This window comes from Acidovorax bellezanensis (assembly GCF_025421555.1).
GTDB classification, from domain to species: domain Bacteria; phylum Pseudomonadota; class Gammaproteobacteria; order Burkholderiales; family Burkholderiaceae_C; genus Comamonas; species Comamonas bellezanensis.
On the sequence record NZ_JAODYH010000012.1, the window covers coordinates 68,939 to 95,458 of the forward strand.

A 26,520-nucleotide genomic window follows, 5' to 3' on the forward strand; every position below is an offset into this window, starting at 1 on the left:
CACAGGCCGGCATGCCGGCTTTCGCCGCCATGTTTGCGCAACCGGCGGGCTCTCCCATCCGGGAGCTGTTTCCCTACCTCAGCCAGCCGGGCATGATCTCTCTGGCGGGCGGCTACCCTTCGCCCAGCCTGTTTGATGCCGAGGGGCTGGCGCTGGCTGCCACCCAGGCCATGAGCAGCGGCCCGCAGGCGCTGCAGTATTGCGCCACCGAAGGCTTGCCTGCGCTGCGCGAAGCGCTGGCCGCGCAGACTCGCGAGCGCGGCATGCAGGCCAGCGCCGAGCAGTTGCTGGTGACGACCGGATCGCAGCAGGCGTTCGACCTGCTGGTACGGGTGCTGATCGAGCCGGGCGATACGGTGCTGGTGGAAGTGCCCGCCTATCCCGCGACGCTGCAGGCCTTGCGCTTGGCGCAGGCCCGCATTCTGCCCGTGCCCATGGACGAACATGGCCTGCAGACCGACGCGCTGGCCGAGTTGCTGCGCGATCTGCCCCTGGCGCAGCGTCCCAAGCTGCTCTATACCGTGCCGAACTTCTCCAACCCGCGCGGCACCTTGCTTGCGGCGCAGCGGCGTGAGGCGCTGGTGCAATTGGCCAGCAGCCATGGCTTCTGGGTGGTGGAGGATGACCCGTATGGCGAGCTGTGTTTCGACGCGGCGGACGGCAGCACGCCGCCCATGCCCACGGCGCTGCGCACGCTGGGCGACCGCTTGGGCGCTGCCGTCAACCCCGTGGTCTACCTCTCCAGTCTTTCCAAGACCGTGGCACCCGCGTTGCGCGTGGGCTGGATGCTGGCCGACGGCGAGTTGCTGCGCCGCTGCACCATTGCCAAGCAGACGGTGGATCTGTGCACGTCGCCGCTGGCGCAGATGGTGTCGGCCTGTTATTTGCAAAGCGGGCGCTATCCCGCCACCGTGCAGCGTGCCCGCGCCGAGTACCAGCGGCGCATGCAGGCGCTGGTGCAAGGCATAGCCAGCCAGCTCGACGGCCTGGTGCATTGCACGCCGCCGGCGGGCGGCATGTTTGTCTGGGCGACGTTTGCGCAGTCGATAGACCCGCAGGCGCTGTTCGATGCCGCCGTCTCGCGCCAGGTGCTCTACGTTCCCGGCAAGGCGTTCTTTCCCGAGAGCGCGCAAGTGCACGCCATGCGGCTGTCGTTCGCGGCGCCCGAGGTGCCGCAGATCGAGCAGGCCGTGCAGCGGCTGGCGCAGGCGGTGGCACAGGTCAGGCGCTGAGACGGCGGGAGCGTGGCTTCGCCGTCCTGGTGGCAGGCGGCGAGTTCAAGGCAGGGGTGCGGCCGCTACCCCTGCTGACAAAAAACTCTTCCAGGCACGATTAACAAACGGGGTGCGCTCCGCCACAATGAGGGCTCACGATCGGGAGTCCCATGCAATCCACTCAATTTGCTTTCCTGCCTCTCGTTTTCGCCCTGGCCGCCGGCGCCCTGGTGCCCGGCGCAGCAATTGCGGCCAAACCTGCTGTCCACAAGAAGTCCGCCGCCGAAGTGCCAGCCCCGGCGCCGTTGGCCGGGCAATCCGCCGTAGAAGGTGGCGTGCCGGCCATCCCCGCCAAGGCATGGCTGCTGATGGACTTCGACTCCGGAGAGGTGCTGGCCTCGGCCAATCCCGATGAGCCGCTGCCGCCCGCGTCGTTGACCAAGATGATGACCAGTTTCCTGGTCGAACAGGCGCTTCGCTCGGGCAAGCTCAAGAAAGATGATCTGGTCTCGGTCAGCGAGAACGCCTGGTGCCGGGGCTCGAGTACCGAGTCGTGCATGTACCTGCCGCTGAACAGCCAGGCCACGGTGATCGACATCCTGCGCGGCATCGTCATCCAGTCAGGCAACGACGCGTCCAAGGCGATCGCCGAACACATGGCCGGTTCGGAAGAGGGCTTCGCCAAGCTCATGAACGCCGAAGCCCAGCGCCTCGGCATGAAGCACACGAACTTCGTGAACGCCACCGGCCTGCCCGACCCGGCGCACAAGTCCTCTGCAAGCGATCTCGCCATTCTCGCGCGGGCGATCATCCGCGACAGCTCCGACTACTACCCGCTCTATGCCGAACGCGAGTTCAAGTACAACGGCATCAAGCAGGGCAACCGCAACGCCTTGCTCTACACGGACTCCACGGTGGATGGACTGAAGACCGGCCACACCCAGGAAGCCGGCTACTGCCTGGTCACGTCCTCCAAGCGCAATGACATGCGCCTGATCACGGTCATCCTCAATACCAACAGCGCAAAGGCGCGTGCCGACGAGAGTCGCAAGCTGCTGGGCTGGGGATTCAGCCGCTTCGAAAAGGCCTCCCCCATTCAGCCGAACGCCGTGGTCACGAATGCCAAGCTCAGCTATGGGAAGGCCGACACGGTCGCCGCGGGCCTGGGAGCGCCGTGGACCTTGACCGTGCCGCGCGGTCAGAAATTGCAGACCTCGGTGCAGTTGAAGCCTGACCTGGAGGCACCGGTCAGCAAGGGCGCCGTGATCGGCAAGGTGATCGCGGAGTCCAACGGCAAACCGGTGGGCGAAGCGCCGCTGATTGCGCAGGCGGATGTGGAGCGCGCAGGCTTCATGCTGCGCATGTGGCAGTACCTGATCAAGTAAGGCGCGAGTGCCCCCAGGCGGGTGCATCAGTCAAGGCGGCAATGAGCGGCTTGTTGAGTGATGCAGCCTGCCTAAGGGAAATTCCTGGTCTGGCTTACAATACTCGCCCCACCAATCCGCCAGGTCGCCCTGCGAAAAACAAATGAGATCAGATACTTTTGACGCAGTCGCGACGTCTGCCAGCGCCCAGATTCCGAAGATCGGCTTCGTGAGCCTGGGTTGCCCCAAGGCCCTGACCGACTCCGAGCTCATCCTCACGCAGCTCAGCGCAGAAGGCTATGCCACGTCCAAGACTTTCCAAGGCGCGGATCTGGTCATTGTCAACACCTGCGGCTTCATTGACGATGCCGTCAAGGAAAGCCTGGATACCATCGCCGAGGCGCTGGCGGAAAACGGCAAGGTGATCGTCACCGGCTGCCTGGGCGCCAAGACCGGCACCGATGGCGGCAACATGGTTCGCCAGGTCCACCCCAGCGTGCTGGCCGTCACGGGCCCGCATGCGACGCAAGAGGTGATGGACGCGGTTCACACCCACCTGCCCAAGCCCCACGATCCCTTCCTCGATCTGATTCCGGGTGCATTCGGTGAAGCCGGGCTCAAGCTCACGCCGCGCCACTATGCCTACCTGAAGATCAGCGAAGGCTGCAACCACCGCTGCACGTTCTGCATCATCCCTTCGATGCGCGGCGACCTGGTTTCGCGCCCTATCGGTGATGTGCTCAAGGAAGCCAAGGCGCTGTTCGAAGGCGGCGTCAAGGAGCTGCTGGTGATCAGCCAGGACACTTCGGCCTATGGCGTCGACGTGAAGTACCGCACGGGCTTCTGGGACGGCAAGCCGGTCAAGACGCGCATGCTGGAGCTGGTGCAGGCCCTGGGCGAGCTGGCCGAGCCGCATGGCGCCTGGGTGCGTCTGCACTATGTCTACCCTTACCCCAGCGTCGACGAGATCATTCCCTTGATGGCTTCGGGCCGCGTGCTGCCCTACCTCGACGTGCCGCTGCAGCACAGCCATCCCGATGTGCTCAAGCGCATGAAGCGTCCCGCCAGCGGCGAGAAGAACCTCGAGCGCATCCAGCGCTGGCGCGAACTGTGCCCGGATCTCATCATCCGTTCGACCTTCATCGCCGGCTTCCCCGGTGAGACCGAGGAAGAATTCGAGCACCTGCTGGACTTCATCCGTGCGGCCGAAATCGACCGCGCCGGCTGCTTTGCCTATAGCGCTGTCGACGGCGCTGCCGCCAACGACATTCCCGGCATGCTGCCGCTGGAAGTGCGCGAAGAGCGCCGTGCGCGTTTCATGGCCGTGGCCGAGGAAGTTTCGGCCAATCGCCTGCGCCGACGCATTGGCTCGACCATGCAGGTGCTGGTGGATTCGGCGCCTGGCCTGGGTCGCAAGGGTGGCGTGGGCCGCAGCTATGCCGACGCGCCAGAGATCGACGGCGTGGTGCACCTGCTGCCGCCAGAGAAGATCAGCAAGACCATGAAGGTCGGCGAGTTCACGCGTGCGCGCATCGTCGGCACGCAAGGCCACGACCTCGTGGGCGTGCCGATCTGAGCCTGATGGCTCTACCCGCTGCGGATGGCAGCGGGACGTAAAAAAGGCTTCCCGAGGGAAGCCTTTTTTGTGGGCGAAGCAGCCATGGGGCCGCCGGCCTTAGACGCGCTTGCGGTATTCGCCAGTGCGGGTGTCGATTTCGACCTTGTCGCCTTGGGCGACGAACAGGGGCACGGCCACTTCGAAGCCGGTAGCGATCTTGGCGGGCTTGAGCACCTTGCCGGACGTGTCGCCCTTGACGGCGGGTTCGGTCCAGGTGATTTCGCGCACAACGCTGGTGGGCAGTTCGACCGAGATGGCCTTGCCGTCATAGAACACCACTTCGACGGTCATGCCGTCTTCGAGGTAGTTCAGTGCGTCGCCCATGTTTTCGGCTTCGACTTCGTACTGGTTGAACTCTTCGTCCATGCAGACATACATCGGGTCGGCGAAGTAGGAGTAGGTGCACTCCTTCTTGTCCAGGATCACGTTGTCGATCTTGTCGTCGGCCTTGAACACGTTTTCGGTGCCCATGTTGCCCAGCAGGGCCTTGAGCTTCATGCGAACGGTCGCAGCGCCGCGGCCGCCACGGGCGTATTCGGTCTTGAGGACGATCATGGGGTCCTTGCCGTGCATGATCACATTGCCGGCGCGGATTTCTTGTGCGATTTTCATAGCTAGATTGCTGGGGTTGGTAGCCGCTCAACGCGTCCAGCTGCGCCGCCCGGTGGGCTGCTGCATTGAAACATGTTCCGCGGCGGGGGGAGTGAGGCGCGCAAGTCGTCGTGCGGCCTGCGCTAAAACCATGATTTTAGCTTTTTTCCGCCACAAACTGCTGTAGTTGGCTGATGAGATCGCAGGAATTCCACTGGCGGGCCCGGGCCGCCTGTGCGCAATCACGCCATTCGGCCAGGATTTGCGGGGTGATGGAGGGCAAGCTGGCCCCTGTGACCATGCCATTCCAGAGGTGGTGGAACAACCGTAACGACGGCGGGGCCTCTAGCCAGTCGAGGAAGGCATCGAGCTTGGCGTGGTGGGCATTGTCGTGCTGGGGGTAGATGTGCCAGACAAAGGCTTCGCCGGCCCACAGCGCGCGCACCAGCGAGTCTTCGCCGCGCACCAGGTTCAGGTCGCTGGCCCAGAGCATTTCGTCAAACGCAGGCTGCGGGCAGTGGGGCAGCCAGGTGAGGGCGGACGGGGCGAGTGCATCCGGCCGGTCGGCCAGCGCGGCCTGGACGGCCCGGGTGGCGCGCCCCGGCGTGACCAGCAGGTGGCAGGGGGTATCGCTGCCCTGCAATTGCGCCAGCAGCGCGGACAGGGCGGGGGGCTCGTAGCAAAACAGCGAGACCAGGCGCGTGTCCTGGGCGATGCCGCGCGCCGCGCGCCAGGCCTGCCGGTCGAAGGCCGACTGGCGCTGGGCCAGGTCGGCTTCGCGCAGCAGTCCGCCCGTGCGCTCGGTAAAGCCGGGGTAGAAAAACCAGCGCGTCATGCCGGCGGCCGGGCCGCTCATCAGCAGCGAAGGCAGGCGGTGGCAGCGCTCCACATAGGGCTCGGCGCTGAGGTATTCGAGGTTGATCCACAGTGGCGCGCGCGTCTGGCCGTTGGCGGCGCTGGCCTGGCGCTGGGCGATGGCCTGCACAAAGACTTCGGGAATCGTGCAGCCAAAGGCCTCGATCACCACGTCGCCAGCGCCTTGCGCGGGCAGCAGCGCGGCGTGCTCGGGCCAGGGGTGCACGCTCAAGCCCGCGGGGTGGGGCTGGGGCGCCATCCAGGCCAGTGCGCTGGCATCGTCCAGCCACAGCCGCACCTGCTGGCCACGCGCGGCCAATTCGGCGGCGGCGCGCCAGCACACGCCGACGTCACCGAAGTTGTCGATCACCTGGCAAAAAAGGTCCCAGACGAGGGGGCGGTTCACGGTCATCGGGAAAGCTTCAAAGTAAATGGGAAAGGCTGGGCGCTGATGGTACTGCGCTGGTGTTGGGAATGCGGCCCCGGCACCGCCACAATACGGATATGTCTGAAATGCATTCCGATGAACTGTTGGCGCAGGTCGCAGCCCTGCCTTCCCTGCCGGGGGTGTACCGCTATTTCGATGCCGAAGGCGGCTTGCTGTACGTGGGCAAGGCCCGCAACCTCAAGCGTCGCGTGGCGAATTATTTCCAGAAAAACCATGGCGGCACGCGCATCGGCCACATGGTCAGCAAGATCGTGCGGCTGGAGACGACGGTAGTGCGCTCCGAGGCCGAGGCGCTGCTGCTGGAAAACAACCTCATCAAGACCCAGCACCCCAAGTACAACATCCTGTTTCGGGATGACAAAAGCTATCCCTATCTGATGATTTCCGGGGTTTCGGGGCGCGACGGCGAAGGCCCGCAGCCAGGCCAGAAGTTTGCACGCATGGCTTACTACCGCGGCAGCGTCGACAAGAAGAACCGCTACTTCGGCCCTTACCCCAGTGCCTGGGCGGTCAAGGAAACCATTCAGCTGCTGCAAAAAGTGTTCCGGCTGCGCACCTGTGAAGACACGGTGTTCGCCAATCGCTCGCGCCCCTGCCTGCTCTACCAGATCAAGCGCTGTACCGGCCCCTGCGTGGACCTGATTTCGCCCGAGGCCTATGCAGTCGATGTGCGCAACGCCGAAGCCATGCTGCGCGGCGAAACCCAGGCCCTGCTGCAGCAACTCGAAGCCCGCATGCTGGCGCACTCCGAGGCGCTGGAGTTCGAGCAGGCGGCCGAAGTGCGCAACCAGATGACGGCGCTGGCGCGGGTGCTGCACCAGCAGTCCATAGAGACCACCTCGGACAAGGATGTGGACATCCTGGCCGTGCGCGTGCAGGGCGGGCGGGCCTGCGTCAACCTGGCCATGGTGCGCGGCGGCCGCCACCTCGGCGACCGGCCTTATTTCCCGTCCCAGCTTGGCGATGCCGCCGCCGTGCATGCGTCGGAGCAGGCGCTGGAAGAAGGGGATGCGCCAGCCCAGCCGGTGGAAGTGATGGTGCTTGAAGCCTTCATGGCCCAGCACTACACCAGCGTGCCCGTGCCGCCCGTGCTGGTGCTGAGCCATGCCGTGGACAAGTCGCTGGTCAAGGCCTTGTCCGAGTCCAGCGGCGTGCGCGTGACGGCCTTGCACCAGCCGCGCGAGCAGCGCCGCGCCTGGCTGGACATGGCGCAACAGAATGTGGAGCTGCAACTGGCGCGGCTGCTGGCCGAGGAAGGCTCGCAGCAGGCGCGTACGCGGGCCCTGGCCGAGGCGCTGGATCTGCCGACCCATGACCTCGACAACCTGACCATAGAGTGTTTCGATATTTCCCACACTTCGGGCGAGGCGACCAAGGCTTCGTGCGTGGTGTTTCACCACCACAAGATGCAGGGCAGCGAGTACCGGCGCTTCAACATCGACGGCATCACGGGCGGCGACGACTATGCCGCCATGCGCCAGGTGCTGCTGCGCCGCTACAGCCGTGTGGCCGAAGCCCAGCGCGAGGCCGGCGGTGCCGAGCCGTCCGCGGGGCAGGCGCGCTTGCCCGATCTGGTGCTGGTCGACGGCGGCGTGGGCCAGGTCAGCATGGCGCGCGAAGTGTTCACTGCGCTGGGCCTGGATCTGTCGCGCATCGTGGGCGTGGAGAAGGGCGACAAGCGCAAGGTCGGCCTGGAGGAGCTGGTGTTCGCCGACGGCCGCGAAAAAGTCTATCTGGGCAAGGATTCGGCGGCCCTGATGCTGGTGGCGCAGATTCGCGACGAGGCGCATCGCTTTGCGATCACCGGCATGCGCGCGGCGCGCGCCAAGGTGCGCATAGGCGGCGGCCAGCTCGAGGAAATCGCCGGCGTGGGCCCGAAAAAACGCGCCCGTCTGCTGCAGCGCTTTGGCGGCGTGCGCGGCGTGGCAGATGCCAGCGTGGAAGACCTGATCACGGTGGAAGGGATTTCGCGCGAGCTGGCCGATACCATCTACCGCGCGCTGCACTGAAGGCATGACACAATCACGCCATGTTTCTGACCATCCCCACCTTGATGACCTGTACGCGCATTGTCGCGATACCTTTGATCGTGGGAGTGTTTTACATCCCTGTGGAACCAGCCACGCGCAATCTGATTGCGACGCTGATGTTCATCGTGTTTGCCGCCACCGACTGGCTCGACGGCTATCTGGCGCGCAAGCTCAACCAGACTTCGTCCTTTGGGGCCTTTCTGGACCCTGTGGCCGACAAGTTCCTGGTCTGCGCGGCGCTGCTGGTGCTGGTGCATTTGCAGCGTGCCGACGTGTTCGTCGCGCTGATCATCATTGGCCGCGAGATCGCCATTTCGGCCTTGCGTGAATGGATGGCGCAGATCGGTGCCAGCAAGAGCGTGGCCGTGCACATGCTGGGCAAGCTCAAGACCATGTCGCAAATGGTGGCCATTCCCTTTCTGCTCTATGACGGAACCGTGTTTGGCGTGATCGACACCGGTGTCTGGGGCCATGTGCTGATCTGGATCTCGGCGGTGCTCACGGTCTGGTCCATGGCGTACTACCTGCAGAAGGCCTTGCCCGAGATTCGGGCCAAGGTGCCCAAATAAGTCGGGCTGCCCCCGCAAAGCGCCTGCCCGTCAGGCGCTTTTTGCTGTCTGCTGCGCAAGGGCGCTGTCAATCCGTAAAGCCTCTAGCGGCGGCGCACCATAAAAACCGCCACGGATGGCCAGACCACTGCACAATTGCAGCTAGAATCGCTGCAGCCGCTGGGAATACAGCGGAGTACATTGACACTTGGAAAGTCGATGGCGTGCAACGCATCCACCCAAAGTGTTTGCGGGCCGATGCGGACAGTCCCAGGACTGCTCAGGCGTCAGGCAAGAGACATTCCATCCACCATTTCCCGAGAGGCCTCTTGTGAATAAGACAGAACTGATTGAGCACATCGCTAACAATGCCGACATCTCCAAAGCCGCCGCTGCGCGCGCTCTGGAATCCACGATCGAAGCAGTGAAGAAAACCCTCAAAAAGGGTGGTACAGTATCGCTCGTCGGTTTCGGAACATTCACTGTCGGTGAGCGTTCCACGCGTACCGGCCGTAATCCCCGTACCGGCGCCACGATCGAGATCAAGGCCGCCAAGGTGCCAAAATTCCGTCCAGGCAAGGCATTGAAAGATGCGTTGAACTGACAAACCGGTTGTGATGGGGTGCTTAGCTCAGATGGTAGAGCGGCTCCTTTACACGGAGTAGGTCGGCGGTTCGATCCCGTCAGCACCCACCACCCATCAAGAAATCAAGGGCCTGGAGCAATTCCAGGCCCTTTTTCTTTGCCCGCGGTGCGCGTCAGCCATATTCTTGCTGCCGGGCCCGGGTTTTACCTGCGTATGGATGTGCGCCCAAACCCGGGCCTGCAAGCGCAACAGGTAGAATCGCCGTAGTTTCCTTCACCAAGGTGGCGTGGGTCGTTGGCAGGCATTGTCATGGTTGGATGGATGAGGGATAGCATCCCTTGCAAGGCGTACTTCCACAGTCTGATTCCGTTGGCACCCCGCACCGTACAAAGGCGAACGTTGGTTCGCCTTTTTTATTGCTTCCACAGAAAGATTGACTATGTTTGAAGCCATCCGCAAGCATTCCAAGTTCGTGATGATCTTGTTGTTCTTGCTGATCATTCCCTCTTTCATCTTCGTTGGCATCGACCAGAACTATTTTTCGGAATCCAGTCCGACGGTGGCGCGGGTGAATGGCAACGATATCAAGCAATCGGACTGGGACAATGCGCACCGTGCGCAGAGTGACGAGATCCGAGCCGCCAATCCCGGTATTGACGCCAAGCTGCTGGACACGCCGCAGGCGCGCTATGCCACACTGGAACGCATGGTGCGCGACCGCGTGCTGGCGGCCGCGGCGCAGAAGATGCACCTGGTGACCAGCGATGCGCAACTGGTGCGCACCCTGCAGCAGATTCCGGCGATCGCCGCGCTCAAGCGGGCCGACGGCACGCTGGATGCCCAGGCCTATCGCGCCCTGGTCGGTGCCCAGGGCATGACGCCTGAAGGCTTCGAAGCCAACTTGCGCAGCAATCTGTCGGTCAGCCAGGTGTTGGGCAGCGTGCTCAACTCCTCGTTTGCGACCGACGCTGAAGTCAAGCTGGCCATGGACGCGCTCTATCAGCGCCGTGAAGTGCAGGTGGCCCAGTTCAGCGCCAGCGACTTTGCCGCCAAGGTGAAGCCCACGCCCGAGGAGCTGCAGGCCTATTACAAGGCCCATCCCGACAAGTTCCAGCAGGCCGAGCAGGCCGACGTCGAGTACGTGGTGCTGGATACGGCGGGCGTGCAGGCTTCCATGGTGCTCAACGAAGACGACCTGCAGACCTATTACAAGGAAAACCTGGCCCGCCTGGCCGGCCAGGAAGAGCGCCGTGCCAGCCACATCCTGATCAACGTCAGCAAGGAGGCATCGGCGGACGACCGCGCCAAGGCCCGCGCCCAGGCGCAGGCGCTGCTGGAGCAGTTGCGCAAGGAGCCATCGTCCTTCGCCGCCGTGGCGAAGAAATCTTCGCAGGACAGCGGCACGGCCACCAATGGCGGCGATCTGGGCTTCTTTGCCCGCGGCGCCATGGTCAAGCCTTTTGAAGACGCGGCCTTTGCCTTGAAGAAGGGCGAGATCAGCGATGTGGTCGAAAGCGATTTTGGCTTCCACATCATCCAGCTGACCGACATCAAGACACCGCCACAGCCTAGCTTCGCTGAAGTGCGTCCCCGCCTGGAGAAGGAGCTCAAGGAGCAGCAGGCGCAGCGCAAGTTCGCTGAAGCGGCCGAGCAGTTTGCCAACAGCGTGTACGAGCAGTCGGACAACCTGCAGGCCGTGGCGGAAAAGCTCAAGCTGCCCGTGCAGACGGCCAAGGCGGTGGCACGCGTGCCGGCCGCTGGCGTGCAAGGCCCGCTGGCCAATCCCCGCTTCCTCGAAGCCCTGTTCTCCGCCGACTCGCTGGCGAGCAAGCGCAATACCGACGCCGTTGAAATCTCTCCTGGCGTGATGGTGGCTGGCCGCATCGTGTCCTATTCGCCAGCGCATACGCTGCCTTATGAAGCCGTGGCCGCCAAGGTCCAGACGCTTTATGTGGCGCAGAAGGCTGCGGAACTGGCGCGTGAAGAAGGCCAGGCCAAGCTCAAGGCCTGGAAGGAACAGCCTGCCAGCGTGGCGCTGAACAAGGCGCTGGTGGTGGGCCGTGACCAGACCGAAGGTCTGTCGCGCGCCATCATCGATGCCGCCTTGCATGCCCCCGTGGATGCCTTGCCCGCATGGGTCGGCGTGGATTTGGGTGACCAGGGTTATGCCGTGGTCAAGGTCAATGCCATCGTTGCGCGCCCTGCGCAAGACGCCCAGGCCATGGCCGCGCAAAAGCAGCAATACGCTCAGTTGTGGGCCAACGCTGAAGCTGCAGCCTATTACGAGCTGCTCAAGACGCGCTTCAAGGTGCAGATCAAGGTCGACCGGCCTTGAGTTTTTGCAGCCGGGCCGCCCAGCGCGCCTGGTGGCCATCTTTTTGAGGCCAAATCACGTAATTCGAGATTTGGCCTCAATTGTTGGCTTACAATAGATGCTTCTACGGTGGCTGTAGCTCAGTTGGTAGAGTCCAGGATTGTGATTCCTGTTGTCGTGGGTTCGAGCCCCATCAGCCACCCCAAAATTTGAAAACGCCCTGAACGCAAGTTCAGGGCGTTTTTTCGTTGTGCGCGCCGCAGCATGGCTCCGCCATGCGCTGGTCACGGTGTTAGAAGCGCAATTGCGCGGGGCCGACCGGGCGCGGGAAGGGGGCTTGGAGCGTAAATCGCGAGCCGTTTGACGCCCTCCATCAGGTCGGTCGGGCGTGCGAGGATTTCCACTGCCTCTGTGCCCCGCTCGGTCTTGGGCTGCGTGACTTCGTCGCCGGCTTGCAGCGCGGTCAACGTTCAAGATGTCTTGCCTCGGTGGCGGCCATCGCGACCAGTTCCGCCATCATGGCCGAGCTCGATATCCTGGTAGATGCAGTGTCAAAAAATGTCTGCACGGGAGCCGCTGGCCGGTATTGTCCGCATTGTGTAACAATGCCCTTATATACTGCGGGGGAGATGCCGCTGGTATTTTTTTGGCTGGCCTAGGGTATTTACCAGTGGCCAAATGGTTCTAATAAATGACTTTTAAAAAATCATTTGTTTGAAGTGGGGTTCACTTGGCAAGTGAACAATTTTATTATGATAAATAATTAGAAACGTAAATTTCCATGCGAACCATTGCTTATAAGATGGAGTATTCCATTCTTGAGTTAGTTTTTGGGCTCATTGGGCCGGCAATTATTCTTGCCTCCATTTTTTATCCTATCTCTGATCTGAAAATTGGCAGCTTGCGGCTTAACCTTCCGGCGGGCTTGGCTAATATAATTCTCGCTGTCTTGGGTGCTTATGTCACGTACCTGACCGTCGGAACACTTTTTAAAAAACGTGCAGTCAATAGTCAAGGCGCCAGTATTGTTCTTGATGATGAGAAGATGACCTTCACGACAGTTCAAAAATTCCGTGGCGTGCTGAATTCCGTGAATTATGGCTCCATCGATAAGGTCGTTGTCACGAATGTTCCGGAAACCAGTACATCAGTGGAGGAAAAAACGGTAGAAATCAGAGTGCCGTCAATGACGCCCAAAAAACATGAATTCGATGCCATCCATATGGCGGAATCCTCGGATTTTGATGCGCTGGTGGATACGCTCAAGCATCGGGCCGTCAATGCCAGTTTTGAAGGGGGCTAGATCTTGAACCTGCTGAAAAAGCTGTTTGCGGCAGTTTCTGGAAAGAAATACAGGAAATGTCCCGGTGGAGCGGTGACGAACCAGGCAGAGCAGAGGGCGCTCAAAGCCGGACTCATCAACTCCGAGCAGATCATGGCGTATTGCGATAGTTATGCAACCGGACTGACGCGCGATGATCTGAAGGACGCGCTTGAGTCAAATTGGGACATACGTTCGCCTCAGGACGCTGCCACAGTATTGGATTCGCTCAGTCGGTACGGTCACCGCTTCTTCTATGACATCATTTTCAGGGTTTACAGTGAGGCTGCTCCAGAAGGTGGGCGTCATGAAGTTCTCCAGGCATTGGTGGAAAGCGGTCGATACGGCGACCCCGCAATGCTGCGGGAGCGGATTGCTGCGCAGGAGCCTTCCGCGGAGAAATATCTCGTTTTCTCAGCGCTGGAGAGCGCCATGGACATGCTGGAAAACTTGAGATCGGTTTTTCGCCTTCTTAAAGACAAAGTCAATGGGGCGTATCTTCCAAAGGATTATGGCGCTGGGGTGCTTGCCTGGGATCTGGGGCGCCTCGTCACGGTGGCAAGAATGTCATTCGACTGCGATTACATAGAGGAACGGGAACTCAGCCGAATTCTTGCGCATGTTGATAGTGAGGTTCGCTCAAATTTCTCCTCTTGGCAACATTTTGCGAAAAGCTACATTGTTGGTCGGGCGAGCTGGGCGGGTGAGAACATGATGCTGGGCGGTATTATTGGCATAGCTGAAGATCTTATGACTGATAAAAATAGTCCTTGGGTGCTGTCGCCCCTGTGAGTCGCCGAATAGGAATGGGTGTGAGGTAGCTATCTATCACGCATGGATTGCGTGTCAGCGTTGGGTAGGTGGCGCCAGACTTCGACACAGGTGTGACCTGCGGGTGCAAGGCGAAAGGCGCTAGCCGGGTCCGTCAAGGCGGCGTTCCGATGGCAGGCATCCACTGAAATCTGTCGTACATGCTCGCCGGGAGCCGCTTACAATCCGAAAAAAACGTCGGGCATTGCGTCTGGCGTGAAGGAGCGCGCCATGATGGTGACACGACGGATTCTCCTGTTGTTCGCGCTGGCATGGAGCTTGTCTGCCCGTGCCTCCTTGCTCGAAGGTGAGGCGCTGGACGCGCTTGCCAACGGCATCGCCTGGGCCGCCCTGGTGATCGTGCCGCTGGTGCTGATCGGCGTGTTCTGGTGGGTGCACATCATGCCGGAGAAGATCGCGGAAAAGCGCCAGCATCCGCAGCTCGCCGCAATCAAGATCATCTGTCTGCTGTCACTGGTGTTTGGTGGCCTGCTGTGGCCCATCGCCTGGGTGTGGGCCTATACGCGGCCCGTGCTGCACAAGCTCGCCTACGGCACCGACACGCTGGACGAACACGGGCACGGGGGTGACGCCGTCGGTCTCGAGCCTATGCCGGCGCAAGCACCCCAGGGGGCTGCCGAGCCCACGCCCGTGGTCGAAGACACGGCTGAATTGCATAGGCGCATCCAGTCGCTGGAAATGCAACTCGCTGCAGCGCGCGCGCCGGCACCAGGCCAGAGCGGTGTGCAAGAAGGGGGTGTCTGATGGAAATCATTCTTCTGCTGATCTACGCGGGCATCGTCTGGCTGATTTTCTTCAAGTTCAAGCTGCTGCCCTGGAATTTCATCAGCCAGGTGATCGTGATCACGCTGCCCATCTTCGGTTTGACCGCCTTGATCCTGATCCTCAATGTGGTCGCTCCTTCCACGGCCGACGTGCGCGTGGTCAATTACGTGGTGCAGGTCACGCCGCGCGTCACCGGCCGGGTGATCGAGGTGCCGATAGACGCGAATCGCCCGATCAAGAAAGGGGAAGTTCTGTTTCGCATCGATCCGGAACCGTTCGAGCAGAAGCTGCGGCAGCTGCAGGCGAAGCTGCCGGAGTTCGAGGCCAAGATCGATAGCGCGCAGGCCTACCAGCGCGAACTCGACGAGCAGTTGAAGGGCGCGCGCGCCGCGCGTGCCGCGCAGGAGTCCAAACTGGCGCTGGCCGTCAAGCGCCAGGGGCAGACGCGCGATCTGTCGCGCACGGGAGCCGGCCCTCAGTTCGACTACGAACAGGCGCAGACCGATGTCGCGAGCCAACGCGCCGACCTTGCGCGCACGACGGCGAGCGTGGGACAGGTGCAGCAGAAACTCTCGGCGCGTACCAAGGACGGCGACTTGTCGGAAGTCGCGCAAGCGCGCGCCGCGCTGCAGCAACTCACGGCGCAGATCGCCTACGCGACCTGGGAACTCGACCAGACCGTGTTCCGCGCGCCGGCCGACGGCACGGTCGTGAACCTGCAATTGCGCCCTGGCTCCTATGCTGCGCAGTTGCCTATGGTGCCGGTGATGTCCTTCGTCGAGAACGAGCAGTGGATTCTGGCGATGTATTCCCAGAACGAGCTGCGCAACATCCAGCCAGGCGATGAGGCCGAGATCGCGCTGCAGACGTTTCCGAACCGCATCATCAAGGCACAGGTGGATTCGATCATCTGGTCGTCGGGAACCGGGCAGCTGCCGATTTCCGGCAGCGTGCCGCAGACGGGCACCATGCCGATTCCTCCGGGCCGTTTTGCGGTGCGTCTGAAGGTGGTGGGGCGCGATGCGGATACCTTTCTGCCCATGGGCGCGCAGGGTGTGGGTGCCGTGTACACACAGCATGGCCATATGGTGCACATCGTGCGCAAGGTGATCCTGCGTGTCGGCACCAAGCTAGACCTGTTCGTGCTGAAGCTGCACTGAGGCCACAGCCATGTCGCGATCCCCTGTTTCGCTGTCGCTCGGGCTGGTGGCGATGCTGTTTGCCGGCTGTGCCGTGTCGCCGGAGCCAGGGCCTGGAGATACGCGCGCCCAAGCGCTCAGCCAGGTGCAAGTGCCGCAGACCTGGTCCATGCCCTCGAACCCGGCGCCCGTGGCAGCCGGGTGGCTGGCGACGTTCGACGATCCACAGCTGAGTGCGCTGGTCGCTGAAGCGCTCGCCCAGAATCCCAACCTGGCCGTGGCGGCCGCACGCGTGGAGCAGGCCGAGGCACAGGTGGATCTCGCCAATGCCCAGCTCAAGCCGGCGATCGGCATCCTCGGGCGCGCAGGATCGAAGTCCACCTCCGACCTCGTGTCCTTGCTCAGCGGCGTGATGCTGCGCATCTCCTGGGAAGTCGATCTGTGGGGGCGTCTGCGCTACCAGCGCAACGCGACCATGGCGCAGCGCGATGCCAGCAGTGCCGATTTGCGCTTCGCGCAACAATCTCTGGCAGCGTCGGTGGCACGCGTATGGTTTGTCGCCACGGAAACCGCGCAGCAGGCCCAGATTGCCCAGAGAATGGCCGACGATGCGCAGCAGCTGATCGGCCTGAGCAATGATCGACTGCGCATCGGCGCGGGCACCGAGATGGACGTGATGGCGGCACGCGCCAGCCATGCGAGCTATCGCGACGCGGCCCAGCAGGTGGCACTCGCGCACCGCAGCGCCTTGCGTGCCTTGGAAATCCTGGTGGGGCGCTATCCCGCCGCAGCCATCTCATCGCGCGCAGAACTCGCGCCATTCCCCGCTCCTGCGCCAGCGGGCATGCCCTTGGAGGCGCTCGATCGCCGGCCAGACCTATGGGCGGCGCAACGCCGGGTTGCCGCGGCCTTCGATCTGGTGGGTGATGCGAAGGCGTCGTTCTGGCCTTCGCTGTCGCTGTCTGCGGGTTATGGCCACCTCTCTCGCCAGGCCAGCGAAATCCAGCAAAGCCTCGATCGCACGACCACCAGCGGCAGTGCGACCGTCGCCGTACCGCTTTATACCGGGGGGCGCCTGACGGGCAGCGTGCGCTTGCGCACCGCGGAGCAGCGTGAAGCCGTTGCCAACTATGCGCGTCTGGCGCTGAAGGCATTGGAGGATGTCGAAACCGCGCTCGATGCGGAAGTCAGTCTGGCCACGCGCGAGGAATTGTTGCGCGCGGCGGCCGCCGACAGTCGCCGGGCTGCGGGTTTGATGCAAACGGCCTACCGCGTCGGCAAGTCCGATCTGCGCGACGTGATGAATCGCCAGCTCTTTGCGAATGCCGCCGAGATCGCCTTGCTGGCCGTCAGGCGCGAGCGCCTGGTGCGCCGCGTCGACCTGCATCTGGCGTTGGGCGGTGATTTCGTGGCCGCACCGTAGTCACGGGGTCAATGCACTGGTGTGCACCATGGACTACTGGATGGGTTTTTTATGCTTCCCGTGAAGGGGAAGGGCCTGCGCGCAGCGCAGGGTGTTGCTCTGTCCACAGTTCAGTCACCGTTCCGCCCGACAGCGCACTGGTGGCTTCGCGGCAGCGCTCCCGCAGGTCTTCGTGCAATGCCTTCAGCGAGTTGCTGGAGAACTGCGTGGAAAATCCCACCGCGCTGACTGCCATCAGCGGGCGTTTTTGCGCGTCGATGATGGGCGAGGAAACGGTGGTCACGCCTTTGACGTAGTTGCCGTTGTCAATGGCGAAGCCGTGCTGGCGCACGTTTTCCACTTCTTGCATATAGGTCTCGAAACTGGGGCCGTCTTCCCAGCGCAGCTCGCTGAGTTTGCGGCGCAGTTCCATGGCGTTGAGGCCCGAGTAGGCGGCAAAGCAGCGGCCGAGCGCGGCGACATACATGGGCAGGCGTTGGCCTATGCTCATGTGAATGCGCATGGTCGAGCCGCTTTCGGCCAGGTCGACCAGTACCACGCGTTCGTCGCGTGTGCGTTGCCAGAGGGTCGTGGTGACGTTATGGCGCTCGGCCAATTCCTGCAAATGGGGGCGCATCAGGCGCACATAGGATGCCTTCTCAAGCGAGCCCTTGGCCAGCTCCACCAGACCCAGTCCGATGTTGTAGGTCTTGGTGGATTCATCGAAAGTCACCAAACGTTCGTGCACCAGCGTCTTGAGCAGGTTGAAGCAGGTGCTCGGGTTGATGTTCAGGTCCTTGGCAATGCGCGATACACCGTGCGCGCCGGATGCGCTGGCAAGATATCGCAGGACCTTGAGACCGGCACTGAGAGCGCCCACCAGTTTTTCGGGTGGGGATGTGTCTGTCATGGAAGGCTGGCCTTTGTCTGATGGGTCCGTGGAATTGTGTCTGCGCTTGCCTGCGGGGTTGTGCAGGCAAGCGGCAGTTTCTGGCCTGCGCAAATTTTAGCAAAGCAGATGGACGCCAGCGTACCTGCACCTGGCGCTTCAGGCCTTGGCGGGTGCCATCAAGGCATCCAGGGCCCATGCATGGCTGCCTTGGATGGCCAGCGGGTTGATCTCCAGTTCCTGCAGCGCCTGACCCATGAACCAGGTGCACAGTCCGGTGATACGTTCCGCGAGCGCCTCCATGTCCGCCGCCGGCCGGCCTCGAAAGCCATTGAGCAGCCTGGCGTAGCGCAGTCCCTGCAGAGCGCGAAGAATCTCGTCCTCCGATGCCGGCAAAAGCACGTTGGCGACGTCAGGGTCCGCCTCGGCCTCCACGCCGCCGCGGGCGATCGTCAATACCGGGCCGAAGCGCTCGTCGTTGCGCAGGCCGAGCAGAAGTTCGTGGTCGAACGGCAGCATTTGCTCGATCAGCACACCTTGCACCGGGATCTTGAGTGCCCGGCCAATTTTGCAGAGGCGGGAGATGGCGGACTCCAGCGCTGCCTGGTCCTGGATTTTCAGGATCACACCGCCGGCATCGCTCTTGTGAAGCAGTTGTGCGGATTGCAGCTTGGCGACCAGCGGGTAGGGCAGATGCTCGGGAATGGCCTCGCCTTCCTGGAGCAGCCAGCCCTGGGGCATGCCGACCCAGGATTGGCCGCGGAGCAACTGCTTGCCATCCCATTCGCTGAGGTGGGCAATCGCTGCTTCGGTGGCGGTGGTTGGCTGGCCGCGTTTGAGAGGCGTTGAAGCATGCGCGCTGTTGCGGGCCTGTGCTTGCAGCTGGGCCAACTCCCGCGTCGCGTGCAGCGCGCGCATGGCCTGCGGAATGTCCCCGAACACCGGGATGCCCGCGGCCTCGACCCGCTGAATGGTTTCCGGCATGGCCCCTATCCAGATGACGATGATGGGCTTGGGGGTGAGCCGGCGCGCATCGGCAAGCGCATCGGTGAAAGCCCCCGCGATGCTGTGCATGAGGCCCACGAAAAGCACGATGGCGTCCACGCTTTCGTCGGCGGCAACGGCGGTCAGGGCGGTCGAGATGCTGGCCGTGTTCTGCACGACGTTGCCCGTGAGGTCCAGCGGATTGGACGTATGGGCGAACGAAGGCAGGACGGTCTTCAGCACGGCATTGGTTGCATCGCAGAAGCCGGGCAGCTGCATTCCCAGTGCCTCGGACTCATCGGCGATCAGGACGCCAGCACCGCCGGACACGGACATGATCGCCAGCCGGTTGCCCTGAGGCACGCTTTTGCAGAGGTACAGGCGTGCGGCATCGATCATCTCGGACAGCGAGCCCACGCGCAGCGCGCCGAACTGGCGCAGGCATGCGTCATAGAGTGCGTCATCACCTGCCAGCGCGCCCGTGTGGGAGGCGGCGGCCTGCGCGCCGGCATTGGAGCGTCCGGACTTGATCGCGATGACGGTCTTGTGGGCCATGGCGGCCCGCTGCAGGGCGCGGCGAAACGACTGCGTATCGCGTATGTCTTCCAGGTACAGGCCGATCACGTCGGTATCGGGGTCATCCACGAGGAAGTCGATGGCCTCGCCCGCATCCACGTCGCATTCATTGCCGGTCGAGATCCACTGGCTGAAGCCCAGTCCGGAGCGCAGCACGATGTCCAGCCAGTAAGCGCCCAAGGCGCCGCTCTGGCTCACGAAGGCGAAGCGTCCTGGCAGCAGCGGGCTGGACTCGAGGGCCGTGGTGAACGATGCGATCAGGCCGGTGGCGCTGTTCGCAAGGCCCAGGCAGTTGGGGCCCAGAATGGCCACGTCGTTGGCGCGTGCGAGGGCACTCAGCCGCTGTTGCAATGCGCGCCCGGCATCGCCCGTTTCCGCAAAGCCGGAGGAGAACACCACGAAGGCCTTGATGCCCACGTCGATGCCTTCCTGGATGATGGCCTCCACCTGTTCGGCGGCGGTTCCCACGATGGCGAGATCCACCGGCTTGCCAATGGCAGCGAGTGAGGGGTAGGCCGGCAGGCCCTGTACTTCCTTGCGGCCCGGATTGACGGGGTAGAGCGCGCCGGTAAAGCCTCGCGCCAGCATGTAGGCCAGCGGCCGGCCGGTGATCTTGCTCGGGTCGGCCGATGCGCCCACGATGGCGACGCTGCGGGCTGCAAAGAGACTGGCGAGTCGCGAGGAACGTGGCGCGACGGCGGTGTCGCCTGCGGTCGACGGGATCTCAAGGGTGTCCAGCATTTCAGTCATTCTTGATACCTGCTTTTTCCACGACGGCGCCGTAACGGCGGATTTCGTTTTCCATGAATTTCTGCGACTCGGCCGGTGATGAGCCCATGGGCACCACCGCCATGGACTGCAGGCGCTTGGCAATTTCCGGGTCTTTCATTGTCTCTGTTATGCCTTGTGCGAGCTTGTCGACGATGTCCTTGGGCGTTCCCGTGCGCACCACCAAGGCCAGCCAGGAGTTGGCGTTGAACGTGGGCAGGCCCGATTCGGCAAACGTGGGAACGCCGGGCATGTCGGGCACGCGTGATTTGTCGCTCACGGCCAGCGCCCGGAGCTTGCCGGCAGCGACATGCTGCTTGACCGAAAGAACGTCGACGAACATGCAGGTCAGTGTTCCGCCGAGTACATCGGTGAGTGCCAGTGCGCTGCCTTTGTAGGGAATATGGTTGAGCTTGACGCCGGCTTCGGTGTTGAAGCTCTCAAGCGACAGGTGGTTCGACTGGCCATTGCCCGCGGAGCCGCAGTTGTACTGACCGGGTGAGCGCTTGGCGAGTGCAATGAATTCCTGCAGGTTGTTGGCCGGCGTGTCGGGGTGCACGACCAGGACGTTGGTCAGGTTGACCACATGCGAGACGGTGGTGAAATCCTTCAGCGTGTCGTAGGGAAGCTTCTTGTAGACGCTGGGGTTGACGGCATGGCTGCTGGCCACCATGCCCAGCGTGTAGCCGTCGGCAGGCGCGCGGGCAACGGCCGCGGTGCCTATGCTGCTGCCCCCGCCGGGGATGTTCTGCACGACCACGGGCTGGCCCATTTTTTCCAGGCCCTTGGCCACGATGCGGCCAATGGTGTCAAGAATTCCGCCCGGCGTGGAGGCCACCACCACGGTGACGGGTTTGCCGGGGTAGCCGGTGGCATGGGCCGCGGGTAGCACGCAGGTGGCCGCAATGAGGGAAAGGGCGACGCGGCGCGTCTGGAGAACCTGGGAGAGCGTTTTCATGGGATTCCTTCGGTGAATGGGATGCAGGCGGATGCGGGGGGCTTATTCCACTGGCAGCCCCAGCTGTTTGGCGATGGCGCGTTGCTGAATCTCCACGCTGCCTACCGTGACGGGCGCCACGAGGGCGTCGAGTGCCCAGCGCATGGCGGGCAGTTCGCTGGTCAGGCCCCAGCCGCCGGCAACGTGCAGCACCGTCTGGGTCACGCGCACGACGGCCTGCGTGCAATGGAGCTTGGCGGTGGAAATATCGAGAATCACATCCTGCAAGGGCACGCCGCTGTCCCAGCGCTCGGCCGCATAGTAGGTCAGGCGCCGGGCCGCTTCTATGTCCAGGTGCGCCTGCGCCAGGGCAAAGGCGATGGACTGGTTGGAGCCGATCGCCCGGCCGAACTGGCGGCGAGTCCGGGCGTATTCGAGCCCCCATTCCAGCGCCGTCTGCATGTGACCTAGCCAGCGTGCGGCGACCATGATGCGCTCGCGGTTGAAGCCGGCCATGATTTCTGCAAACCCGGCGTTGAGCATGCAGCTCGCCGGTACCCGCGCCTGGTTGAACATCACGCGATAAGTCGGCGCGGGGCGGTTCACATAGGTGTCGATCTGGCTGGTCTGCACGCCGGGCGTGTTCCGGTCAATGGCGAAGAAGCGCATGCCGTGGCGCCCGGCCTTGGGGTCGGTCTGCGCGAGCGTCACCAGGATGTCCGCGTCGCCGCCCAGGGTGATGAAGGATTTGATGCCGTCGAGCACCCATTCGTCGCCGTCGCGGGTGGCGCTGGTGCTCACGTTCTGGATGTCGTTGCCGGCTTCCGGCTCGGTGATGGTGATGGCCACCAGGCATTCGCCGGCGATGTTGCGGCGTGCGATTTCACGGTGATGCGCGTCCCCGTACTCGTAAAGGATGGAGCCCGCCACGTTCTGCACGAGCACCGATACGGCCAGGTTGGGGTTGGCCTTGGCCAGCTCCTCCAGCGCGATCGCTTCCTCGTACGCGCCCAGGGCAGCTCCGCCCACCTCCTCGGTCGCCGTGATGCCAATCAGCCCGGCACGCGCGGCGGCACGGTAGAAGTCCATCGGGAACTGTTTGTCCGCATCCGCCTTTTCCCAGCGCGGGCGGATTTCGTGGTCGGCGAATGCCTTGCACATGTCGCGGAATGCGACCCGATCGACCTCATTGGATGGTTTCGCGCGGTCCGTCTTTTGGCTCATGCTTGTCTCCGGTTGATTTTTATGGAGAATAATGTTCTCGTAGTAAAAAATCAAACCAGGGTTTTCCCTTGATGCGAATGAATTCCGGTGGCCGAGGAATCGAGGGATCCCATTTCAAGGAGATCGAGCATGGCTCAAGCGTTGGTGACGGTTCTGGATGAAAAGCATGTCGGGTCAGAGGGGGACGCGGTGCGCGTTCGCCGCATCACGCTGAATCGGGCCGACAAGGCGAATGCCATGACGGCAGACATGATGCGATCGGTGGCGCGCATCGTTGCCGAGCAGGCGGCGGACGTGCATGTGCTGCAAAGCGCCAGCGCCCGGTTGTTCTGTGCCGGGGCGGATATCGCGGAATTCCTGGCGGGCGAGCAGGCGCTTGCCGAGCAGGAGCATGCGCTGTTGGCGCTGATCGAGAGTCTTTCGCAGAGCCAGGTGCCCTTGCTGGCGGTGGTGCGGGGCAAGGCGTCGGGCGCCGGGGTATTGCTGCTGGCGCTTTCCGACGTGGTGCTGGCCGCAGAGGGCTCGCAGCTTGCGTGCCCGGAAATTCAATTTGGCATGTACCCGGTGATCGTGGATGCGGTGCTCAACGCGCGCATCTCTCCCGCACTGGCCAGCCGCATGTGCCTGGGGCAGGCGCTTGGCGCTCTGGATGCCTGGCAGGTCGGCCTGGTCACCGAAGTGATTCCTCAGGCCGATTTCGATGCCGTGGTGGCGCAGCGCCTGGACTACTTCCTGGCGCGCAGCGGCTCGCTGGCGATTGCGCGGCAATGTCGTCAGCGCATGGCATCGGCACAGGCCGTGGTGCAGCGCGTGCAATCGGTGGCGCCGCTGATGGGGGACAACTACCGCGGCGGCGGCGTGCGCGAGCGCATCTCGGGATATCTCTCGGATCTGGCGCGCAAACGCAATCCAGCCGGCGCATGAGTTGACATCTCATTTTTCTGAAATAATAATCTCCATCAAGAATTAAATTTCGCATAAGAAATAACAAGCCAATGTCGGCCACTACCTAGACAGAGCAAAAAGGAGTCATATGGGTCTCGATTTTTCTTTCACGCAAGAGCACGAAGCGGTTCGCGACACCTTGCGCAGGCTGTGCCAGCAAGAGATGTCCGCATGGGTGACGGACGCCGAGGAAAACGAGTGCTTTCCGCGCCAGGCATTCAAGCGCTGGGGTGAGTTGGGGCTGCTGGGGGTGCGCTACCCGGAAGCCGACGGCGGCAGCGGCATGGACAAGATCAGCGACTGCATCGTGCGCGAGGAGCTCAGCTACATGAGCCAAGGCTTTGCGTCGGCGTGGTCCGCGCATTCGCACCTGGGCATCTGGCCGATCTGGAAGGCCGGAACGCCGGAGCAGAAAGAGCGCTTCTTCAAGCCCGCGCTGGCGGGGGACAAGATCGCGGGCTTCGGCTTGAGCGAGCCCGACGGCGGCTCCAACGTGCGCGCGATGAAGACGCATGCCAAGAAAGTGGAGGGCGGCTGGATTCTCAACGGCAGCAAGCTCTACATCACCAATGCGCCGATCGCCGACTTTCTGCTGGTCGCCGCGCGCACGGATCCGGCGCTCAAGTCCGAATCGATCAGTCTGTTCATCGTGGAATTGCCCAACCCGGGATTCGACATCCACAAGCTCAAGAAGGAAGGCATCCGGGCATCCGAGACGGCCTTGATCCACATCGCCGACGCCTTCGTGCCGGACGACTGCCTGCTGGGAGAGCGCACTGGCACCTATCCGGTGATCCTGGAGTCCTTGAGTGAAAACCGGGTGGGCGTGGCGGCGAACGCGCTGGGCATGGCGCGCGCGGCCTTCGATGCGGCCAACAGCTTTGCGCAAGACCGCATTGTTGCGGGCAAGCGCGTGGGCGACTACCAGGCCATCGCGCACAAGCTGGCCGACATGTCGGCGCAGATCGAGGCCGCCAAGTGGCTGGTGTATTACGGCGCATGGCGCGTGGACCAGGGCACGCTGGATGCGCCCACGGCGGCCCGCGTGAAGCTCATCGCGTCGGAGACGGCATTGTCGGTGAGCGAGCAGGCCATTCGCATCCATGGCGGAGCGGGAATCATGCGCGAATACCCCGTAGGACGCATTCACCGGGATGCCCTGGTGTATGTGATCGGCGAGGGCACCAGCGAAGTCCAGCGCAACATCATCGCGCGCGAACTGGGGTACAAGCCATGACCGAATTCGTACTGACAGAGCGCCAGGGCGCGACCCTGGTGATCCGCATCAACCGCCCCGAGCGGCGCAACGCCTTCGATCTGGAAGTGCGTGCAGGTCTGGCCCAGGCCATCATGGAGGCAAAGGACGATGACAGCGTGCGCGCGGTGGTCATCACCGGCTCCGCGGGCGTGTTTTGCGCGGGCGGAGACCTGAAATCGCTGGCGGAGGCAAAGCGTCCGATTTTCAAGGACAGGGACCGTATCCGCCGGCTCCACACCTGGTTCCGTGAGCTGATCAATCTGGAGAAGCCGGTCATCGCCGCGGTGGACGGCCCCGCGTTCGGCGCGGGCTTCAATCTGGCGCTGGCCTGCGACTTCGTGATTGCAACGCCCCGCGCACGGTTTTGCGCGGTGTTCGGGCGCATTGGCCTGGTGCCGGATCTCGGCGGCTTCTTCCTGTTGCCGCGCATCGTGGGCCTGCAGCGCGCCAAGGACATCGTGTTCTCGACGCGTGAAGTCGACGCGCAGGAGGCGCTGCGCCTGGGCATCGTCCTGCAGGTCGTGGAGCCCGAGCAGCTGGAGCAGACCGCCATGGCCATGGCCGAGCGCTACCACAGCGCATCGACGCAGGCCCTGGGCATTGCCAAGAACATCCTCAACCGCTCGTTCGAGCTCGACTACGAAACGCTGGCCGAGATGGAGGCCAATGCGCAGGCGCTGGCATTGCATACCGAATACCACGACGAGGCGGTTGCCAACTTCCTGAACAAGCGGCCCTTGAAGTTCACCGGGGACCAGCGATGAGCATGAATGCTTTCATCACCGGCGCCTACGACACAGCGGTCGGCGAGCTGCCCGGCAGCAGTTGCATGGCACTGCATGCCGAGGCCGCCATCGGCGCGGTGGCCGATGCGGGGCTGGCGCTGTCCGATATCGACGGCGTGCTCTGCGCCTACTCGTTCACCGAGCCGCATCTGATGCTGGCTTCGGTCTTCTGCGAATACCTTGGAATCCATCCAGGCACCTGCCTGGCGATCCAGGCGGGCGGCGCGAGCGCCTGCATCATGATCATGAACGCAGCGGCGCTGGTGGCCAGCGGGCAATGCACGCATGTGCTGGTCGTGACCGGCGACAACCGTTTGACCGGCCTGTCGCGCGATGGCGCGGTGGCTGCGTTGTCCGAGGTGGGGCATCCGCAGTTCGAGCGTCCGTTCGGCATCAGCGTGCCAGCCTCGTATGCCTTGGTCGCCAGGCACTACATGCACCAATACGGCGTGACCTCGGAGCATCTGGCGGCGATTGCGGTCGAGCATCGCCGCCATGCGAGCCGCCATCCCAAGGCGCAAAAGCGCGATCCGATCAGCGTGGCCGACGTGTTGAGCTCCAAGATGATTGCCAATCCGCTGCACATGCTGGACTGCTGCCTGATTTCCGATGGCGGTGCGGCACTGGTGGTGAGCAGCCGCAGCGCGGCGCGCGATACCAAAGGCCAGGCGATAGAGATTCTGGGCGCGGGGCAGGGTCACACCCATGAACACATCATCGCCGCGCCTAGCCTGGTCGATTTCGGCTGCAAGACGTCTTCTGCCACGGCGTTCGCGCGGGCGGGCGTGCAGGCTTGCGACATCGACGTCGCGCAGATCTACGACTCGTTCACGATCACGCTCGCGGTGGAGCTGGAATCCATAGGCTTCTTCGAGCGCGGCCAGGCGGGAATTGCCGCTGCCGCGGGCGAGCTGGGCCTGGGCGGCAAGCTGCCCTGCAACACGCACGGCGGGCTGATGTCCTATGCGCACTCGGGCGCGGCCGGCGGCATGTTTCACGCGGTCGAGGCCGTGCACCAGCTGCGCGGCCATGCCGATGCGCGGCAGGTCAAGGACGCCAAGCTGGCCTTCGTGCATGGCGACGGCGGCATTCTGTCGGCCCATTGTTCGCTGGTGCTGGGAGCCTGAG

General features: G+C 63.1%; 22 protein-coding genes and 2 tRNA genes. 18 read left to right on the forward strand and 6 right to left on the reverse strand.

What is annotated here, in order from left to right; all coding sequences use genetic code 11:
* Window positions 1-11 precede the first annotated feature (11 nt).
* From N0K08_RS19410 to rimO, 3 genes are all read left to right on the forward strand, one after another.
* Window positions 12-1,232 (forward strand): aminotransferase-like domain-containing protein, encoded by a 1,221-nt coding sequence (locus tag N0K08_RS19410; RefSeq protein ID WP_261502083.1) that lies wholly within the window; start codon window positions 12-14, stop codon window positions 1,230-1,232.
* A gap of 152 nt (window positions 1,233-1,384) precedes the next feature.
* Window positions 1,385-2,599 (forward strand): D-alanyl-D-alanine carboxypeptidase family protein, encoded by a 1,215-nt coding sequence (locus tag N0K08_RS19415; RefSeq protein ID WP_261502047.1) that lies wholly within the window; start codon window positions 1,385-1,387, stop codon window positions 2,597-2,599.
* Between the two features lie 142 nt (window positions 2,600-2,741).
* Window positions 2,742-4,154: a 30S ribosomal protein S12 methylthiotransferase RimO gene (gene rimO, locus N0K08_RS19420; RefSeq protein WP_261502048.1), complete on the forward strand. Its 1,413-nt coding sequence runs from the start codon at window positions 2,742-2,744 to the stop codon at window positions 4,152-4,154.
* A 99-nt stretch (window positions 4,155-4,253) separates the two neighbouring features.
* Here rimO and efp read toward each other — a convergent pair whose 3' ends face one another.
* Both efp and earP read right to left on the reverse strand, forming a co-directional pair.
* Window positions 4,254-4,808, reverse strand: coding sequence for an elongation factor P (gene efp, locus N0K08_RS19425; protein WP_261502049.1), 555 nt, complete (start codon window positions 4,806-4,808; stop codon window positions 4,254-4,256).
* A 136-nt stretch (window positions 4,809-4,944) separates the two neighbouring features.
* Window positions 4,945-6,054: an elongation factor P maturation arginine rhamnosyltransferase EarP gene (earP, locus tag N0K08_RS19430; RefSeq protein WP_261502050.1), complete on the reverse strand. Its 1,110-nt coding sequence runs from the start codon at window positions 6,052-6,054 to the stop codon at window positions 4,945-4,947.
* A 92-nt stretch (window positions 6,055-6,146) separates the two neighbouring features.
* Between earP and uvrC the strand changes: the two genes are divergently transcribed.
* From uvrC to N0K08_RS19485, 11 genes are all read left to right on the forward strand, one after another.
* On the forward strand, window positions 6,147-8,099 hold the full coding sequence (gene uvrC / locus N0K08_RS19435) for an excinuclease ABC subunit UvrC (RefSeq protein ID WP_261502051.1): 1,953 nt from the start codon (window positions 6,147-6,149) through the stop codon (window positions 8,097-8,099).
* Window positions 8,100-8,119: 20 nt separating this feature from the next.
* Entirely contained in the window at window positions 8,120-8,689 is a 570-nt protein-coding gene (gene pgsA, locus N0K08_RS19440) for a CDP-diacylglycerol--glycerol-3-phosphate 3-phosphatidyltransferase (RefSeq protein WP_261502052.1), read from the forward strand.
* 223 nt (window positions 8,690-8,912) lie between these two features.
* Window positions 8,913-9,272 (forward strand): HU family DNA-binding protein, encoded by a 360-nt coding sequence (locus N0K08_RS19445; protein WP_261502084.1) that lies wholly within the window; start codon window positions 8,913-8,915, stop codon window positions 9,270-9,272.
* Between the two features lie 16 nt (window positions 9,273-9,288).
* Window positions 9,289-9,364 (forward strand) — tRNA-Val (locus N0K08_RS19450).
* Between the two features lie 329 nt (window positions 9,365-9,693).
* Complete coding sequence (locus tag N0K08_RS19455; protein ID WP_261502053.1) at window positions 9,694-11,589, forward strand: SurA N-terminal domain-containing protein; 1,896 nt, start codon at window positions 9,694-9,696, stop codon at window positions 11,587-11,589.
* 108 nt (window positions 11,590-11,697) lie between these two features.
* A tRNA-His gene (locus tag N0K08_RS19460) sits at window positions 11,698-11,773 on the forward strand.
* 576 nt (window positions 11,774-12,349) lie between these two features.
* A complete protein-coding gene (locus N0K08_RS19465; RefSeq protein ID WP_261502054.1) occupies window positions 12,350-12,871 on the forward strand; it encodes a hypothetical protein in 522 nt (173 codons plus the stop codon).
* Between the two features lie 3 nt (window positions 12,872-12,874).
* A complete protein-coding gene (locus N0K08_RS19470; protein WP_261502055.1) occupies window positions 12,875-13,681 on the forward strand; it encodes a DUF1266 domain-containing protein in 807 nt (268 codons plus the stop codon).
* Window positions 13,682-13,930: 249 nt separating this feature from the next.
* The gene (locus N0K08_RS19475) at window positions 13,931-14,464 is read left to right on the forward strand and encodes a DUF3302 domain-containing protein (RefSeq protein ID WP_261502056.1); all 534 of its coding nucleotides are present in this window, start codon (window positions 13,931-13,933) and stop codon (window positions 14,462-14,464) included.
* Window positions 14,464-15,645: an HlyD family secretion protein gene (locus N0K08_RS19480; protein WP_261502057.1), complete on the forward strand. Its 1,182-nt coding sequence runs from the start codon at window positions 14,464-14,466 to the stop codon at window positions 15,643-15,645. Before N0K08_RS19475 ends, N0K08_RS19480 begins: the two co-directional genes overlap by 1 nt.
* Before the next feature lie 10 nt (window positions 15,646-15,655).
* Complete coding sequence (locus N0K08_RS19485) at window positions 15,656-17,047, forward strand: efflux transporter outer membrane subunit (RefSeq protein ID WP_261502058.1); 1,392 nt, start codon at window positions 15,656-15,658, stop codon at window positions 17,045-17,047.
* Between the two features lie 49 nt (window positions 17,048-17,096).
* Here the strand turns inward: N0K08_RS19485 and N0K08_RS19490 are convergent, their stop codons facing one another.
* From N0K08_RS19490 to N0K08_RS19505, 4 genes are all read right to left on the reverse strand, one after another.
* The gene (locus tag N0K08_RS19490) at window positions 17,097-17,936 is read right to left on the reverse strand and encodes an IclR family transcriptional regulator (protein WP_261502059.1); all 840 of its coding nucleotides are present in this window, start codon (window positions 17,934-17,936) and stop codon (window positions 17,097-17,099) included.
* Between the two features lie 138 nt (window positions 17,937-18,074).
* Window positions 18,075-20,225: an acetate--CoA ligase family protein gene (locus N0K08_RS19495; protein ID WP_408642982.1), complete on the reverse strand. Its 2,151-nt coding sequence runs from the start codon at window positions 20,223-20,225 to the stop codon at window positions 18,075-18,077.
* A complete protein-coding gene (locus N0K08_RS19500) occupies window positions 20,218-21,201 on the reverse strand; it encodes a Bug family tripartite tricarboxylate transporter substrate binding protein (protein ID WP_261502061.1) in 984 nt (327 codons plus the stop codon). The genes N0K08_RS19495 and N0K08_RS19500 overlap by 8 nt, the downstream gene beginning before the upstream one ends.
* Window positions 21,202-21,243: 42 nt before the next feature.
* Window positions 21,244-22,404, reverse strand: coding sequence for an acyl-CoA dehydrogenase family protein (locus N0K08_RS19505; RefSeq protein WP_261502062.1), 1,161 nt, complete (start codon window positions 22,402-22,404; stop codon window positions 21,244-21,246).
* Between the two features lie 129 nt (window positions 22,405-22,533).
* On the opposite strand from N0K08_RS19505, the gene N0K08_RS19510 reads away from it, so the two are divergent.
* The 4 genes from N0K08_RS19510 to N0K08_RS19525 all read left to right on the forward strand — a co-directional run bounded on the left by N0K08_RS19510 (window position 22,534) and on the right by N0K08_RS19525 (window position 26,519).
* Window positions 22,534-23,328: an enoyl-CoA hydratase/isomerase family protein gene (locus N0K08_RS19510; RefSeq protein ID WP_261502063.1), complete on the forward strand. Its 795-nt coding sequence runs from the start codon at window positions 22,534-22,536 to the stop codon at window positions 23,326-23,328.
* A 109-nt stretch (window positions 23,329-23,437) separates the two neighbouring features.
* Window positions 23,438-24,586: an acyl-CoA dehydrogenase family protein gene (locus tag N0K08_RS19515; protein WP_261502064.1), complete on the forward strand. Its 1,149-nt coding sequence runs from the start codon at window positions 23,438-23,440 to the stop codon at window positions 24,584-24,586.
* Window positions 24,583-25,371 (forward strand): enoyl-CoA hydratase/isomerase family protein, encoded by a 789-nt coding sequence (locus N0K08_RS19520; protein WP_261502065.1) that lies wholly within the window; start codon window positions 24,583-24,585, stop codon window positions 25,369-25,371. Before N0K08_RS19515 ends, N0K08_RS19520 begins: the two co-directional genes overlap by 4 nt.
* Complete coding sequence (locus tag N0K08_RS19525; protein ID WP_261502066.1) at window positions 25,368-26,519, forward strand: thiolase family protein; 1,152 nt, start codon at window positions 25,368-25,370, stop codon at window positions 26,517-26,519. The genes N0K08_RS19520 and N0K08_RS19525 overlap by 4 nt, the downstream gene beginning before the upstream one ends.
* Window position 26,520 lies beyond the last annotated feature (1 nt).